At 69.9% G+C, this 15,329-nt stretch carries 14 protein-coding genes, 2 pseudogenes and 1 riboswitch; of the genes and pseudogenes, 2 read left to right on the top strand and 14 right to left on the bottom strand.

The features are described from left to right. Positions 1 to 25 precede the first annotated feature (25 nt). Positions 26 to 613, top strand: a complete 588-nt coding sequence (locus M2165_RS24900; RefSeq protein ID WP_280817232.1) for a DUF3299 domain-containing protein — start codon at positions 26 to 28, stop codon at positions 611 to 613. Here M2165_RS24900 and M2165_RS24895 read toward each other — a convergent pair. The 5 genes and pseudogenes from M2165_RS24895 to M2165_RS24875 form a co-directional block, all read right to left on the bottom strand. Then, complete coding sequence (locus M2165_RS24895) at positions 567 to 2,348, bottom strand: SulP family inorganic anion transporter (protein ID WP_280817231.1); 1,782 nt, start codon at positions 2,346 to 2,348, stop codon at positions 567 to 569. The genes M2165_RS24900 and M2165_RS24895 overlap by 47 nt on opposite strands. Positions 2,349 to 2,391: 43 nt before the next feature. After that, positions 2,392 to 3,600, bottom strand: a complete 1,209-nt coding sequence (locus M2165_RS24890) for a beta-ketoacyl-[acyl-carrier-protein] synthase family protein (RefSeq protein WP_280817230.1) — start codon at positions 3,598 to 3,600, stop codon at positions 2,392 to 2,394. Then, positions 3,597 to 3,839 carry an acyl carrier protein gene (locus tag M2165_RS24885; protein WP_280817229.1) on the bottom strand — a complete coding sequence of 81 codons (243 nt, stop codon included), beginning with the start codon at positions 3,837 to 3,839 and terminating at the stop codon, positions 3,597 to 3,599. The genes M2165_RS24890 and M2165_RS24885 overlap by 4 nt, the downstream gene beginning before the upstream one ends. A 96-nt stretch (positions 3,840 to 3,935) precedes the next feature. Then, positions 3,936 to 4,415 (bottom strand): annotated as a pseudogene (locus tag M2165_RS24880) (phosphatase PAP2 family protein); the annotation flags it as partial. A gap of 308 nt (positions 4,416 to 4,723) precedes the next feature. Beyond that, positions 4,724 to 5,579: pseudogene (locus M2165_RS24875) on the bottom strand (helix-turn-helix transcriptional regulator). 89 nt (positions 5,580 to 5,668) lie between these two features. On the opposite strand from M2165_RS24875, the gene M2165_RS24870 reads away from it, so the two are divergent. Continuing rightward, the gene (locus M2165_RS24870) at positions 5,669 to 6,928 is read left to right on the top strand and encodes an MFS transporter (protein WP_280817228.1); all 1,260 of its coding nucleotides are present in this window, start codon (positions 5,669 to 5,671) and stop codon (positions 6,926 to 6,928) included. Between the two features lie 12 nt (positions 6,929 to 6,940). On the opposite strand, the gene arsC is transcribed toward M2165_RS24870, so the two are convergent. The 9 genes from arsC to M2165_RS24825 all read right to left on the bottom strand — a co-directional run bounded on the left by arsC (position 6,941) and on the right by M2165_RS24825 (position 15,300). Next, a complete protein-coding gene (arsC, locus tag M2165_RS24865; protein WP_280817227.1) occupies positions 6,941 to 7,324 on the bottom strand; it encodes an arsenate reductase (glutaredoxin) in 384 nt (127 codons plus the stop codon). Between the two features lie 26 nt (positions 7,325 to 7,350). Continuing rightward, complete coding sequence (locus M2165_RS24860) at positions 7,351 to 8,034, bottom strand: glutathione S-transferase family protein (RefSeq protein ID WP_280817226.1); 684 nt, start codon at positions 8,032 to 8,034, stop codon at positions 7,351 to 7,353. A 31-nt stretch (positions 8,035 to 8,065) separates the two neighbouring features. After that, positions 8,066 to 8,578, bottom strand: coding sequence for a 6,7-dimethyl-8-ribityllumazine synthase (locus M2165_RS24855; RefSeq protein ID WP_280817225.1), 513 nt, complete (start codon positions 8,576 to 8,578; stop codon positions 8,066 to 8,068). A gap of 107 nt (positions 8,579 to 8,685) precedes the next feature. Next, positions 8,686 to 8,856, bottom strand: a riboswitch (FMN riboswitch). A gap of 104 nt (positions 8,857 to 8,960) precedes the next feature. Then, positions 8,961 to 10,052 carry a crosslink repair DNA glycosylase YcaQ family protein gene (locus M2165_RS24850; protein WP_280817224.1) on the bottom strand — a complete coding sequence of 364 codons (1,092 nt, stop codon included), beginning with the start codon at positions 10,050 to 10,052 and terminating at the stop codon, positions 8,961 to 8,963. A 166-nt stretch (positions 10,053 to 10,218) separates the two neighbouring features. Then, the gene (locus tag M2165_RS24845) at positions 10,219 to 11,097 is read right to left on the bottom strand and encodes a sugar phosphate isomerase/epimerase family protein (protein WP_280817223.1); all 879 of its coding nucleotides are present in this window, start codon (positions 11,095 to 11,097) and stop codon (positions 10,219 to 10,221) included. An 8-nt stretch (positions 11,098 to 11,105) separates the two neighbouring features. Beyond that, entirely contained in the window at positions 11,106 to 12,290 is a 1,185-nt protein-coding gene (locus tag M2165_RS24840) for a dihydrodipicolinate synthase family protein (RefSeq protein ID WP_280817222.1), read from the bottom strand. 10 nt (positions 12,291 to 12,300) lie between these two features. Continuing rightward, a complete protein-coding gene (locus M2165_RS24835; RefSeq protein WP_280817221.1) occupies positions 12,301 to 13,464 on the bottom strand; it encodes a Gfo/Idh/MocA family oxidoreductase in 1,164 nt (387 codons plus the stop codon). Positions 13,465 to 13,519: 55 nt separating this feature from the next. Continuing rightward, entirely contained in the window at positions 13,520 to 14,500 is a 981-nt protein-coding gene (locus tag M2165_RS24830; RefSeq protein ID WP_280817220.1) for a tripartite tricarboxylate transporter substrate binding protein, read from the bottom strand. A gap of 143 nt (positions 14,501 to 14,643) precedes the next feature. After that, positions 14,644 to 15,300, bottom strand: a complete 657-nt coding sequence (locus tag M2165_RS24825) for a TetR/AcrR family transcriptional regulator (RefSeq protein ID WP_280817219.1) — start codon at positions 15,298 to 15,300, stop codon at positions 14,644 to 14,646. Between the last annotated feature and the right edge of the window lie 29 nt (positions 15,301 to 15,329).

The raw sequence follows: 15,329 nt of genomic DNA, 5'->3' as shown, positions 1-15,329 counted from the left end.
CGGACCCGCAAGCACAATCGACGTCATGAAAGCCACTTCCTTCCCGCGTGCCCGCGCAACCGCCCTGCTTGCGGCGCTCGCCGCCGCGCTGCTGCTGGCGGCCTGCGGACCGGATGCGGCTGCGCCGCCGGGCGCCAACCTCGCCGCGGCGCCCGAGCTCGCATGGAGCGAACTGGTGCCCAAGAGCTGGGATCCGACCCAGCGCTACCGCAACCTGAGCCTGGAGGCGCTGCGCGACAACGATCCGCGTGCGGTGCAGATGCTCGAGGAGATGCGCGCCGTCTGGGACAACGCGCCGGTGAACGTGGCGCTCGACGGCAGCGCGGCCAGGCTCTCGGGCTTCGTGGTGCCGCTCGACAACACGCAGGACGGCATCCGCGAGTTCCTGCTGGTGCCGTACTTCGGCGCCTGCATCCACACGCCGCCGCCGCCCGCCAACCAGATCGTCCATGTGATCGCCGGCCAGACCGTCAAGGGCCTGCATGCGATGGACACGGTGAAGGTCAGCGGCATCCTCAAGGCCGCGCGCTATGCGTCGGCGGACATGGGCGTGAGCGGCTACGAGATCAGTCCGGCGTCGGTGGAGCGCTTCGTGCCGAAGCGGCCGGACTGAGCGGCGTGCCGGCGTCGTTGCCCTCCGCCGGCGCCGCCTCGTCGACCCGGCTGGCGAGCGCGGCCAGCGCCTCGCCGTCGGTGCGGTAGCTGAAGAGCAGCGGACCCGGCGCGAGCAGGCCGGCGCGGTCGAGCACCTGCATCGCCGGCAGCTTCATGCCGCTGAGGTGCAGGCGCACGCCCTTGGCCTCGATCATGCGGCGGATCGAGCCGAAGACTTCGGCGCCGGTGATGTCGATGCGGTTGATCGGTTGCGCGAACAGGCAGACGTCGGTCAGCTCGGGCCGCTCGGCCAGCGCGACCGTGAGCGCGCGCTCGAGCGTCGAGGCGGAGGCGAAGTCGAGTTCGGCGTCCATGCGCACGGCATAGAGGCGCGGCGCGAGCGGCGGCAGCTTCCAGAGGCGGCGGTCGCGCAGGCTGCCGTCGGGATGCAGTCCGACCTCGATGATGCGCGGATGCAGATGGCGGTACATGTAGTGCGCCAGGCTCGCGAGCAGGCCGCCGAGTACGCCCCAGTAGATGCTCGGCGCGGTGGCGATGGTGAGCACGAAGGTGCCGAGCGAGATGCCCGCCTCGATGCGCGAGATGCGCCACAGCGCCATGAAGCTCGCGGGCTTGACCAGCCCGAGGATCGCCGTGACCACCACCGCGGCGAGCACGGCCTGCGGCACGTGGTAGAGCAGCGGCATCAGCCAGAGCAGCGCGCCGGCCACCACCACCACGCTGAACAGCGTCGCCCATCCCGTCTGCGCGCCCGCATAGAGCGTGATCGCCGAGCGCGAGAACGACGAGCTGGTCGGGAATGCGCCCGAAAAGCCCGAAGCCAGCTTGGCCAGGCCCTGGCCGATCAGGTCCTGGTTCTCGTTCCACAGCGTGCCCGCGCGCGCGTTGTCGACCTTGGCGCTCGAGGCGGTCTCGAGAAAGCTCACCAGCGTGATCATCAGCGCCGGCAGCACCAGCGCACCCAGGGTGCCCGGCGGCAGCGCGCCGGGCCAGTAGAACGAAGGCAGCCCCGAGGGCAGGCTGCCGACCACCGCGCCGCCGCGCAGCGCGTAGTCCATGCTCCAGCTCAGGGCCGCGGCGCCGGCCACCAGCGCCATGGTGGTCGGAAACCGCGGCACCAGCCGCTTGCCGAGCCACAGCACCGCGATGCCGCCGAGGCCGAAGGCGATCGCGACCAGGTCGGGCGGCGGCCCGCCCTGCAGCAGCTGGGGGATGGTGCGCCCGGTGAAGCCGAGCAGCGCGGGCAGCTGCGAGACCGCGATCAGCACCGCCGCGCCCTGCGTGAAGCCGACCAGCACCGGCGAATTGACCAGCCGCAGCAGCCAGCCGAAGCCTCCGGCACCCAGCACGATCTGGATCGCGCCGGACATCAGCGTGAGCCACACGGCCATCGCCACCCACTCGGCGCTGCCCGGCACCGCGAGCGGGGCGAGCGAGGCGCCCACCAGCAGGCTCGTGAGCGCGGTGGGGCCGACCGACAGCCGCTGCGACGCACCGAAGATCACCGCCACCAGCGCCGGGAACAACGCCGCGTACACGCCCGTGACCAGCGGCATGCCCGCGAGCGCCGCGTAGGCGACGCCTTGCGGGATCACCATCAGCGCCACCGTGATGCCGGCCATGGCCTCGTTCTGCAGCAGGGCCGCCGAGGGACGGGGCCATGCGAGGCAGGGAATCCAGCGCGAGAGGCGCTGGCGCAGCGACGGGGAGGACGAGGTGGAGGCCGGGTTCATGGATGGAGGATGGCACGACCTGCGCCCGTGGGCGTTGCAGGCTTCAGGCCCTGCGGAACAAGAGCACGGAATTGGTCCCGCCGAAAGCGAAGGAATTGCTGATGGCGGCCTCGATTTCGGGCGCGGCGGTTGCGCCGGGCGAGACGAGGTGGAGGTTGCATGCGGCGTCGGGTGCGCTGCCATGCGCGTTGGGCGGCAGCTGCCGCCGCTGCAGCGCGAGCACGGTGATCACCGCCTCGATCGCGCCGGCCGCGCCGAGCATGTGGCCGTGCAGCGCCTTGGTCGAGCTGACGCGCAGGCGGTCGAGGTCGGCGCCCCAGACTTCGGCGAGCGCATGGCTTTCGACCACGTCGCCGATGCGCGTGGCGGTGCCGTGTGCGTTGCAGTAGCCCACGTCGCGCGGCTGCAGCCCGGCTTCACGCAGCGCGGCGCGCAGGGCGCGGGCCTGGCCGGCGGCGTCGGGTTTGGTGAGGTGCGTGGCATCGCTGCCCAGGCCCCAGCCCGCGAGCGTGGCATGGCTGCGGGCACCGCGGCGGCGGGCATGTTCGGTCGATTCGAGCACCACGAAGGCCGCGCCCTCGCCGAGCGCGAAGCCGGTTCGGTCGGCCGCGAACGGTCGCACGGCGGTGGCGGCCTCGCCGGGCTGGAAGCTCGCGAGCGTCTGCATCGCCTGCCAGGCCAGCACCACGCCGGGCACGATCAGCGCTTCGCTGCCGCCCGCGATGGCCACGTCGACCTCGCCGCGCTGCACCGCCTTGGCGGCTTCGGCGATCGCCACGGAAGACGAGGCGCAGGCGACCGAATAGGTCAGCACCGGCCCCTGCACGCCGTTGCGCATCGCCACGTGCGCCGCGGGCGCATTGGGCATGAAGGCCGGAATGGTGAGCGGCGGCACGCGCATGCCGCCGCGGTAGGCCGCCTCCAGCGCCGCGGCGCCGCCCATGCCGCAGCCGGCGTAGACGCCGATGCGCTCGGGGTCGGTGTCGTCGCGCGCGAGGCCTGCATCCTGCAGCGCGAGGTCGGCGGCGGCCACCGCGAGCTGGCTCACGCGGTCGACGCCGGCGAGCTGCAGCTTGGTGAACCAGCGCGTCTCGTCGAAGGCCACCGTGGCGGCGGCGGCGGGCTTGGGCAGGTCGGGAAAGATCGGCTGGATGGCCGAGCGGCCGTCGAGCAGGGCGTCGAACAGTGCGTCCGGCTCGCTGCCATGCGGCGCCACGACGCCGAGGCCGGTGACGCTGACCTCGTGCTTCACGCTGTCTTGGCGGCCCTGACCTTGTCGACCAGCACCGCCAGCTCGCCGAGCGTGTCGATGTTCGCGTCGTCGTCGGGCATGGTGATGCCGAAATGGTCTTCGATGGCAAAGAGGAATTCGGCCAGCGCCAGCGAGTCGAGCCCGCCGGTCTCACGCATCGATGCGTTGGGGTCGAGCTTCGACGGTTCGATGCCGTATTTCTCGTGGATCAGGTCCTGCAATTCCTTCAGCGAACTCATCGTGCGATGCCTGTCGTCGTGTGCCAGCCGCTGATCGATCGCGACCCGAGGTGGGCGCCGTGGGATCGACCCCTTCCTCGCTCGGCATGTTGTGGGTCAGTGGTCGCCAATGATATCCGCTCCCACCCGCGTCCTGCTTTGCCTGCGGGCCGCCGGCCGCCAGCGCAGCGACGGGAATGCAAAGGCCATGCCCAAGAGCGCGCCGGCCAGCGCATCGAGCACCACGTGCTGCTTGACCGCCAGCGTCGAGTAGGCGATGGCCGCGAACCAGGCCCAGTTGGCCACGCGAAAGAAGACCGGCGTGCGCGCTTCGCGCAGCACGTGGTCGAGCCGGATGGCCGTGAAGATCGCGACCGCGACGTGCATCGACGGGCAGGCGTTGCCCGCGGCGTCCACGCCCTGCAGCATCGCGAAGCCCGGGTAGCCCGAGACGTCGATGGCGAGCGGCGGGATCTGCGTCGGCCAGAGATAGAACAGGCCCAGCCCGGTGAGGCACAGCGCGCCGATCCAGAGCCCGTAGACCACCAGTTCGCGGAAGTTCGGCTGCAGCCCCGGCGCGATGCCCACGTAGAACCAGAGCGAGAGGTACGCGCCCAGCGCATACGGCTGGAAAGGGATCAGGTGGTCGAGGGCCGTGAGCGGCATCACCGCGACCGGGTGGGCCGGGTTGCGCAGCAGGTGGAAGTAGCCGATGAAGAAGAGCCAGGTGAAGACCGTGGTGCCGATCGCCTTGAGCCAGAAGAGCCGGCGCATGCGCGCGCCGATGTCGGCGGTCCAGGTGAGGGGGCGATGCGGTCGGGAATGGGGCGCCATGGGGCAGTCGGTGGTCCGGGCTTCTGTGCGGGTCGCGAAACCCGCCGATCTTGCCAGAGCGCCGTGACCGCTCAGGCCAGTGCCGCCGATCGCTTCTTGTGCTGGAACGAGGTGGGCGAGCGGCCGGTCGCCGCCTTGAACATCGCGCAGAAGGCGCTGTCCGTGGCGTAGCCGCTGGCCGCGGCGACCTGGCTCACCGCCATGCCGCGCGCGAGCAGCGGCAGCGCATGCGCCATCACCGCCTGCTGGCGCCACTGCTGCCAGCTCATGCCGAGCTGGTCGCGAAAGAGCCGCGCCACGGTGCGTTCGCTGGCGCCGATGGCGGCGGCGCGCTCGGCCAGCGTGGCGCGGTCGGCGGGGGTTGCGCAGCAGCGTCTCGCAGAGCTGGCGCAGCCGCTTGTCGGCCGGCAGCGGCACGTCGATGCGGATCTGCGTGGCGCGTTCGAGCTCGTCGACCAGCAGCGGCGCGATCATCCGTTCGCGCTGCGGCGCATGCGGGTCGGTCGGCGGCAGGCCGTCGGGCGTGGTGTCGAGCGCGAGCATCAGCGCGCGCAGCAGCGGGCTGATCTCGAGCACTTCGCATTTCTCCCATGGCGGGCCGAGCCAGGCATGCAGGTACACGGTGCGCAGTTCGGCATCCTCGATCAGCATGATGCTGTGCGGCATGTCGGCGGGCACCCAGACCGCGCGCGACGGCGGCACGATGTAGCTGCCGTCCTGCGTGTTGAGCCGGATCACGCCGCGGGTCGAGAAGGTGAGCTGCGGCCAGGGGTGCTGGTGCAGCTCGACGAAGGTGTCGGCGCTCAGGAAGTGTTCCTTGGCGCGCAGCGGGCGCACCGCGTCGGGCGCGTAGAGATGCGGCGTGAGCGAAGCGACGCTGGTGACCGGCGACGGGGGGGTGGGCGGAGACGAAGGGGTGCGTGGCATGGTTTCGACAAATGTTGTCGCTGTATCGCCATTCTGCCGCGGCCTGCGGACATAGCATCGGTGCCCGATCCGGTTTTTTGTAGCAATCCATGTCTTCCTCCACCCCGACCGCCAGCGCTCCCCACAACGCCAACACCTTGCGCGGCGATGCCCAGTTGATCGGCCTCGTGGGCCTGGCCCACGCGATCAGCCACTTCAGCCAGCTGATCCTCGCGCCGCTGTTTCCGTGGCTCAAGGACGCCTTCAACGCGAGCTACACCGAACTCGGCGCGGTGCTGACGGTGTTCTTCGTGGTCTCGTGCATCGTGCAGGCGGCCTCGGGCTTCGTGGTCGACAAGCTCGGTCCGCGGCCGGTGCTGTTCGTCGGGCTTGGCGCGCTCGCGCTCGCGGCCTTCGGCTATGCGCTGGCACAGAGCTACTGGATGCTGCTGCTGTGCGCGGTGGTCGGCGGCATCGGCAACGGCGTGTTCCATCCGGTCGACTACACGCTCTTCAACCGCAAGGTCGCGCCGACGCGCCTCGGCCATGCCTACAGCGTGCACGGCATCACCGGCAGCCTGGGCTGGGCGCTGGCGCCGGCCCTGGTGGTGCCGATCGCGATCGCCTTCTCCTGGCGCGTCGCGCTGGCGTCGGCCGGTGCGCTCGCGGTGGTGGTGCTGCTGGTGCTCTGGGTCTACCGCAGCGTGCTCGCGCTCGACGTGAAGGCCGTGCACAAGGCCACGGGGCAGGGCGAGCCGGCGCCGATCGGCGGCGAGTTCGACTTCCTGCGCATCCCCGCCGTGTGGATGTGCTTCGGCTTCTTCTTCTTGTATGCGGTGGTGATCAGCGTGGTTCAGACCTTCGCGCCGGTGGCGGCCGGCCACCTGCATGCGGTGCCGGTGGCGCTGGTCGCGGTCTGCCTCACGGTCTACATGGTGGCGAGCGCAGCCGGCATGGTGGCGGGCGGCTTCCTGGCGTCGGAGCCCTCGCGCTGCGAGCGCATCGTGGGAACGGGCTTCGGCGTGGCCGCGGCGCTGGCCCTGGTGCTGGCCTTCGCGCAGTTCCCGCCGATCCTGGTCCCGGTGCTCTTCGGCGCCATGGGCTTCGTCTCGGGCATTGCGGGTCCTTCGCGCGACCTGCTGGTCAAGCGCTCCACGCCGCCGAATGCGACCGGGCGCGTCTACGGCGTGGTGTACGCGGGGCTCGACATCGGCCAGGCGGCTGCGCCGCTGGTGTTCGGCCGCCTGATGGACCATGCCCAGTACACGAGCGTGATCGTCGGACTCGCGATCGTGCAGGGCGTGCTGGTCGCGAGCGCCTTCAACGTGACGCGCGTGCGCCGCACGGCGCTGGTGCCGGCCTCCGCCTGAGCGCCGGCTTCCTCAGGCCGCAGGCAGGATCTCGCGCACGCGCGCCCACGGCCGGCACATCAGCGTGCCGCGCGGCGAGACCACGATCGGGCGCTGCAGCAGGATCGGGTTCTGCTCGATGAAGCCGAAGAGCTGATCGTCGGTCCATTTCGGATCGTCGAGGCCCAGTTCGGCGTAGGGCGCTTCCTTCGTGCGCAGCAGGTCGCGTGCGCCCAGCCCCATGGCGGCGGCCAGTTCGCGCAGCTTCTTTTTCGACGGCGGCGTCTGAAGGTATTCGACGATCTCGGGCTCCACGCCGCTCTCGCGGATCAGCGACAGCACGTTGCGCGAGGTGCTGCAGTTGGGCTTGTGGTAGATCGTCATCGGGTAGTCGGTGGTGGCGGCTTTCTTCGGCATGGCGCGATTATCGAAACAAGGCCGGCTCAGCTGTTGCCCCGTTCCCAGCCCGGCACGAACGGAAAGCGCGCGGCCCAGAAATCGGCCAGGCGCGGATCGGCATCGACGCGCTTCACCACGTCGGCCATGCGCGGCGCCTCGCGGTAGAAGCGCTCGCGGTGCGGGGTCCAGCGCGACAGCACGGTCACGTACAGGTCGAGCATGCCGAGCCGGTCGCCGAGCAGGTAGGGCGCGGGCGTGCCGATCTGCGCGTCCATCAGGCGCCAGCAGGCGGCGATGCGCTCGGCGGTGCGCTCGAGCATGGCCGGCTGCGCGGCCGGATCGGGCACGAGGCGCGATGGATCGTCGCGCACCCAGTACATCGAATAGATCGCGGCGGACAGGTAGACCATCCAGCGCAGGTAGCGCGCGCGCAGCGGGTCGCCGGGCGCGGGGCAGAGCCCGGCCTCCGGATGGCGGTCGCCGAGCCACAGCAGGATCGCCGCGCTCTCGGTCATGAGTTCGCCCGAAGGCAGCACCAGCGCCGGCACCTGGCGCATCGGGTTGACGGGTGCGACGCGCTCGCGCTCGGCCTCGCCCTCCCAGGGCGAGACGTCGACCACGTCGACCTGCGCACCGATCAGCGTCAGCGCGGCATGGATGGGTGTGGCGCCCGAGCCGGGCGCGCCGTAGAGGGTGTAGCGGTTGGAAGAAGGCGTTGGAGTGGACATCGGCGCAGATTACGCCGACGGCCACCCCTTGTCACGCGGCCAGCAGCGCGTCGATCTTCTTCAGGCCCTCGAGCGTCTTCACGCAGGCTTCGGCCACCTCGGTGCCCTTGACCGCGAAATGGCGGTGGAAGTACTTGCGGTGCTCCACGTGCTCGTGGAAGTGGTGCGGCGTGAGCACGGCCGAGAAGATCGGCACGTCGGTCTCGAGCTGCAGCGACATCAGCGTGCCGACGACGGTGCTGGCGACGAACTCGTGGCGGTAGATGCCGCCGTCGACCACCAGCGCGCAGCCCACGATGGCGGCGTAACGCCCCGAGTTGGCGAGCCGCTTGGCATGCAGCGGTATCTCGAAGGCGCCGGGCACGTCGAACACGTCGATGACGTCGCGCGCCACGCCCAGGCGCTCCATCTCGGCGAGGAAGGCCTCGCGCGCCTGGTGGACGATGTCGGCATGCCACTGCGCCTCGACGAAGGCGATGCGCTGGCCGCGCGGGGAATCCGCGCTGGCGATGGCGGAAAGGGGAAGGTCGTTGATCTGACTCATGGTGTGCCTCTTGGTTGAAAGCAGGTTTCCTGAATCAGGGCGCACGAAACCGCAAGGCAGCCGCCGCGTGCCGCGCCATGGCGCAGCACGCGGGGCGACCCCGCATTTCGCGCTCTCTTTCATCCGGACTGTGACCGTCGGCTTCGGAATCGCACCGAAATCTGCTGACCCCGCAGCCTGTGGCAGGCCGCGGGCGCTCGCGGGCTCGTACGGCCCTTCTTGCGAAGAGAACCGCCATGACCGCCGGTGGGGAATTTCGCCCCGCCCTGAGAACGCTGCCCCGGCTTGCGCCGGAGCGGTGGCGATTCTAGGCAGGACGGCCGCCGCGTGCTGTCACGCACGAGCCAAAGCCCCTCGTCGTCCGGGGCGGGCAGCGCGCGGCTCAGCGCTTCGAGAGAAATTCGGTCATGCGCTGCAGCTCTTCGTCGAGCGCAAGGCGGAAGGCCGCGTCGCGCGGCGGCTTGCCCGCATAGCCGAAGGCAGGCTGCAGCTCGCCGGCGCTGGCCGCGACGTTGGCCCAGCCGATCACGCGGTCGTGCCACAGCATCGGCAGCGCGTAGTAGCCGAACTGCCGCTTCGGCGCGGGCGTGTAGGCCTCGAACTTGTAGGTCCAGCCCCAGAGCAGCGCGAAGCGGCGGCGGTCCCACACCACCGGGTCGAAGGGCGCGAGCAGGCGCACCGCATCGTCGGGCGCATGGCGGCGCGAAACCGGGTTCTCGCCGGCAGGCCAGTACCAGGTGGTGCCGTCGATGCGGCAGCTCGCGAGTTCCTCGCGCGCGAGCCGCAGCGCCGCCTGCGTCTGCGCTGCGAGATGCGGCGCGCCGTAGCCGAGCAGCCGCACGAGGTAGGTCAGGCTCGCTGCGGGCAGGGGCGCGTACTTGCGCACCACCAGGTCGATGAGCGCCGCGGCGCGCCGGGCGCGGCCGGCGGGACTCTCGTCGGCGGGCGGATGCGTCACGGCCTCGTAGACGCGCGTGCCGCTGTCGCGCCGGACCACGCGCAGCAGGCCGCGGTAGTGCAGGCCGTCGAGCAGCCGCGTGCTTGCGTTGCTCGAGCCGCCCCAGTAGTTCTTGACGCGGCCGTGGGCGAAGTGCTGCTCGACCTCGCACGGATGCACCGGCCCGCGCTCGCGCACGAAGGCCAGCACGTCGGCGGCCTTGCGGCGGGTGTCGGCGTCCCAGGGCTGCCGGGCCTCGCGCGGATGCATCAGCGCGACGTGCTCGCGCGGCAGGAAGCCGTAGTTGACGAGGCAGTCTTCCTCCACCGCGAGTCGGGTGTAGCGGCTTTCGAGGTCGCCGGCGCGGTAGTCCTTCACGCGATGGCGCAGCGTGAGGTCCTGCGCACGCGCCGGGGCGCGGATCGGATCGGCCTGCACGAAGCCCAGCTGCCGGATTGCGGCGGGCAAGGTGGTCGGCCTGAAGAGGGTGCGCGCCACCGCATACCGGCGCAGGTCGTCGAGGGTCGGGTCAGCCATGCGCGGATTGCAGCACAGGCTGCGGACAGCCGAACGCGGAAGTCGCGAAGGTGGCGCGGAAGTCGCAGAAGGAAAACAGAAAAAGGCTTTCTGGATTCTTCTGCGACTTCTGCGTGATCTTTGTCTTCCTTCTGCGTTCGGCTGTCCGCTCCCGCTTTCCGACAGCCTAGACGACCGTGCGGTGCCGTTCGATGCAGACGTCGAGCGTCTCCGCGCCCGGGCGCTGCCACCAGTCGAGGTTCGAGAAGATCTCCACCTCGCTGAAGCCCGCGAAGCCCGCGGCCTCGACCCAGCCGCGGATCTTCTTCAGCTCGACCACGCCGTCGCCCATCATCCCGCGGTCGGAGAGCAGGTCGCGCGTGGGCGTGAGCCAGTCGCAGACGTGGTAGGCGAGCAGGCGCTCGCGGCCGGCGCGCGCGATCTGCTGCGCGAGCTTCGGATCCCACCACACGTGGTAGACGTCGAGCGCCACGCCGAGCATGCCGCTCCTGTCCGCATCGAGCTCGTCGCAGAGGTCGAGCGCATGTTCGAGCGTGTTGATGCAGGCGCGGTCGGCCGCCTGCATCGGATGCAGCGGCTCGATGGCGAGCGGCATGCCGACTTCGCGCGCGTACTCGAGCGAGGCGGCGATGCCGTCGCGCACCTCGCCGCGCGCGCGGCCGATGTCCTTGTAGGCGGCCTTGCCGTCGAGCGCGCCGGGCAACGCGCCGACGACGAGCACGAGGCAGGGCGCGCCGAGCGCCTTCGCCTCGTCGATGGCGCGGCGGTTGTCGTCGAGCGCCGCCGTCAGTCCCGCGGCGTCGGCGGCCGGAAAGAAGCCGCCGCGGCAGTAGCCCGAAAGCCCGATGCCGTGCGCCTTGAGCTGCCGCGCGATCTTGTCGAGTCCGACCGCCGCCACCTGGTCGCGCCAGGGGCTGATGGCGCGGATGCCGCGCTCGGCACACTGGTCGACGATGCGGTCGAGCGGCACCTCGGCGCCCGACTGCTTGCGCACGGTGGCGGTGTTGATCGAGAGCCAGTCGTGGTTCTGCGAGAAGTCGCGCATGGACGGGCTCACTCCACGCCGTGCAGCGACAGCAGCGTCTTCATGCGCCGCACCGCGAGTTCCGGCTGCTCCAGCAGGTTCGCCGCATCGGCAAGCCGGAACAGTTCGGCGAAGTGCGCGAGCGAGCGCGTGCTCTGCTGCCCGCCCACCATCGTGAAGTGCTTCTGGTGCCCGTTGAGCCAGGCCATGAACACCACGCCGGTCTTGTAGAAGCGCGTCGGCGCCGCAAAGATGTGGCGCGACAGCGGCACCGTGGGCCCCAGGATGGCGTGGAACTTCTCGGTGTTGCCCTGCGCCAGCGCGCCGAGCGCGGCGCTCGCCGCCGGTGCGATGGCGTCGAAGATGCCGAGCAGCGCATCGCTGCGGCCATGCGTCGGTTCGCTGCCGAAGCCGTCGCCCGCAATCAGCTCGGCGTAGTTGAAGTCGTCGCCCGTGTACATGCGCACGCCCGCGGGCAGGCGCCGGCGCATCGCGATCTCCTTGTCCTTGTCGAGCAGCGAGATCTTGATGCCGTCGACCTTCTCGGGGTGCGCCGCGATGACCGCGAGCGCGGTGTCCATCGCGGCATCGACGTTGCTGCTGCCCCAGTAGCCCGCGAGCGCGGGGTCGAACATGTCGCCGAGCCAGTGCAGCACCACGGGCTGCTTGGCCTGGCGCAGGATGCGGTCGTACACGCGCTCGTAGTCGGCGGGGCTCTTCGCGACCCGGGCCAGCGCGCGGCTCGCCATCACGATCAGCTTGCCGCCGAGCGCCTCGATCGCGGCCATCTGCTCCTCGTAGCCGCGGATCACGTCGTCCACGCTCTTCACGTCGTCGATGTTCAGGTGGTCGGTGCCGCAGCCCGAGGCGACGAGCGCGCCCGGCACATCCTTGGCCGCGTCGAGCGATCGGCGGATCAGTTCGAGCGAGGTCGGCCAGTCGAGGCCCATGCCGCGCTGCGCCGTGTCCATGGCCTCGGCCACGCCGAGCCCGAGCGAGAACAGGTGGCGGCGGTAGGCGATGGTGGCGTCCCAGTCGACCGCGCACTGCAGCCATGGGTCGATGGCCGCGAGCGGGTCGGCCACCACGTGCGCGGCCGAATAGGCGATGCGGTTGAACCTGAGGCCGGCATCGGGCTTGACCGGTGCCGCGCCGCGCAGCGCATAGGACGCGAGCGAGCCGCCCGCGGTGGGAAGGGTCAGTGAAAGTGCCATGCTGCCTGCCTCAGACCTCGAGCGCGGGCACGTCGATCCAGCGGCGGTCCTTCCACGATTCGAGCGCGGCCTCGACCAGCTGCACGCCCTTGGCGCCTTCGGGCAGCGTCCACTTGTACGGCTCGTTCTCGACCACGTGGCGGATGAAGTGCTCCCACTGGATCTTGAAGCCGTTGTCGTAGACCTGCGAGTCCGGGATCTCCTGCCACTGGTCGAAGAAGTTCATCATCTGCTTCTCGTCGGGGTTCCACACCGGGCGCGGCGTGGCCACGCGCGACTGGGCGCGGCAGCTCGACAGGCCGGCCACGGCCGAACCGTCGGTGCCGTCGACGTGGAAGGTCACGAGGTCGTCGCGCCGCACGCGCGTGGCCCAGCTCATGTTGAGCTGCGCGATCACGGGCTCGCCGTTGTGGCCGGTGAGTTCGCAGGTGGCGTAGGCGGCATCGTCGGCGGTCGCCTGGTAGGGCTTTCCGGCCTCGTCCCAGCGCGTGGGGATGTGGGTGGCACCGATGCACGACACCGACTTGACCTCACCGAAGAGGTTGTCGAGCACGTAGCGCCAGTGGCACATCATGTCGAGGATCATGCCGCCGCCGTCTTCCTTGCGGTAGTTCCAGCTCGGGCGCTGGATCGGCTGCAGGTCGCCCTCGAACACCCAGTAGCCGAACTCCAGGCGCACGCTGAGCATGCGGCCGAAGAAGCCCGCGCGGCGCAGCATGTCGAGCTTGCGCAGCCCGGGCAGGAACAGCTTGTCCTGCACCGCGCCGTGCTTCAGGCCCGAGCCCTGCGCGAGACGCGCGATCTCGACCGCCTCGTTGAGGTTGGTGGCGATCGGCTTCTCGCAATACACGTGCTTGCCGGCGCGGATCGCCTTGGCGAGCAGCGACGGGCGCATCTGCGTGGTGCCGGCGTCGAAGAAGATCGTGTCTTCCTTGTTGGCCAGCGCCTTGTCGAGGTCGGTGCCCCAGCGCGCGATGTTGTGGGCCTTGGCGAGCGCTTCCATCTTCTCGGCGTTGCGGCCGATGAGGATCGGGTCGGGCATGACCTTGTCGCCGTTGGAGAGGGTGACGCCGCCTTGCGCGCGGATTGCGCAGATGGAGCGGATCAAATGCTGGTTCATGCCCATGCGTCCGGTGACGCCGTGCATGATCAGTCCGAGTCGTTGTGTAGCCATGTGTTGAGCCGAAAGGGAGTGGGAAAGCGGAGGAAACGAAACGACGGGAGGCGGTTCACTGCGGCGCCAGGCCGGCGGCCTTGACGAGCGTCGCGTTGGCCTTGATCTCGTCCTTGATGTAGGCGTCGAACTGCTCGGGCTTGAGCGTCCATGCGTCGGCGCCGAGCTTCAGGAAGCGCTCCTTGACCTCTGGCGACGCGAGTGCCTTGGCGACCTCGTCGTGCAGCCGGTTGACGATCTCGCGCGGGGTCTTGGCGGGCGCCATCATGCCGATCCAGAAGTTGAACTCGGAGCCGGGCACGCCCGCTTCGGCCGTGGTCGGCACCTCGGGCAAGGCGGCGGCGCGCTTGGGCGAGCCCACGGCCAGCGCCAGCAGCTGGCCTTCCTTGATCTGGCCGATCACCGGCGCGATGGGCGAGAAGTAGTAGTCGACGCGGCCCGAGAGCACCTCGGTCACCGCCTCGGCCGAGCCCTTGAACGGGATGTTGGTGGCGTCGATCTTGGCCGCGAGCTTGAACTTCTCGGCGTTCAGGTGCGTCGCGCTGCCCTGGCCGGCCGAGGCGAAATTGATGGTGCCCGGCTTGGCCTTGGCCGCCGCCACCAGCTCCTGCAGCGTCTTGATGCCCTTTGCCGGCGAGATCACCAGCGCATTGGGCAGCGAGGAGATCGGCGTCACGGCGGCGAAATCGTTCACCGTGTCGAAGGGCAGCTTGGCGAAGGTCGAGGGGCTGACCGTGTGCGACGACGAGTGGATCATGATCGTGTAGCCGTCGGGCGCGGCCGTGGCCACCGCCTGCTGGCCGATGGTGCCGCTGGCGCCGCCGCGGTTGTCCACCACCAGCGTCTGGCCCATGCTCTGGCCCATCTTGTCGGTGATGGCGCGCGCAATGATGTCGGTGGTGCTGCCGGCTGCGAACGGCACGATCACGCGGATCGGCTTGGTGGGATAGCCGTTCTGCGCGGACGCCAGACCCGGCAGCAGGGCGGCGAGGCAGGTAAGCGTGGCCAGTGCGGTGGTGCGAGCAAGTTGCTTCATGGTTGTCTCCGTGCGGCCGGGCCGCCTTGTCGAATCGATTAATTCACCATCGGGTGAATTGTGGATTCTAAAAAGCCTGTGCGAGCAGCGCAACCGCTGCGCATCGGTGGATACCCGGAGTGGCCCGGCCGGCCAGGCAGCGCTCAGTGCAGGACGTAGCCCAGCACGAGGTCGGTCATGTGCGAGAGCCGCTGCGCCATGGCCTTCGGTGCGCGCAGGTCGCGCCCGAACACGGCCGAGAGCGTGTGGCTGTTCGAGAGATAGAAGTAGCAGAGCGACGCGATGGAGATGTAGAGCTGCACCGGGTCCACGCCGGCGCGGAACAGGTTGGCGCGGCGCCCGCGCTCGAGCACCGTGTCGAGCAGTTGCACCAGCGGCGAGTTCATCTCCTGGATGCGCTCCGAGCGCTTGAGGTGCGTCGCGCCGTGGAGGTTCTCGCTGTTGAGCAGCGTGATGAACTCCGGGTGCTCGAGGTAGTAGTGCCAGGTGAACGAGACCAGCTGGCGGATGGCTTCGACCGGGTCGATCTCGTCGAGATGCAGCCGCTGCTCGGCTTCGCGGATGTCGGCGTAGGTGCGTTCGAGCACCGCGAGGAAGAGGTCGTCCTTGCTGCCGAAGTAGTAGTAGATGAGGCGCTTGTTGAGCCCTGCGCGCGCGGCGATGCTGTCCATGCGCGCCCCGGCCAGGCCCCGCTGTGCGAACTCGTCGCGCGCCGACGCCAGGATGGCGAGCTGCGAGCGGTCGGCATCGCGCGAGCGCGGCTCGATCGCTTCGGGCGGGGAATCCTTGGGGGCCTTCATGGCGAGAATTTAACCATTTGGTGAATTAA

It is taken from the genome of Variovorax sp. TBS-050B, from assembly GCF_029893635.1.
Taxonomy (GTDB): domain Bacteria; phylum Pseudomonadota; class Gammaproteobacteria; order Burkholderiales; family Burkholderiaceae_C; genus Variovorax.
The sequence above is the reverse complement of the archived record's forward strand: the minus strand, read 5'-3'. Positions and strand labels throughout refer to the sequence as shown.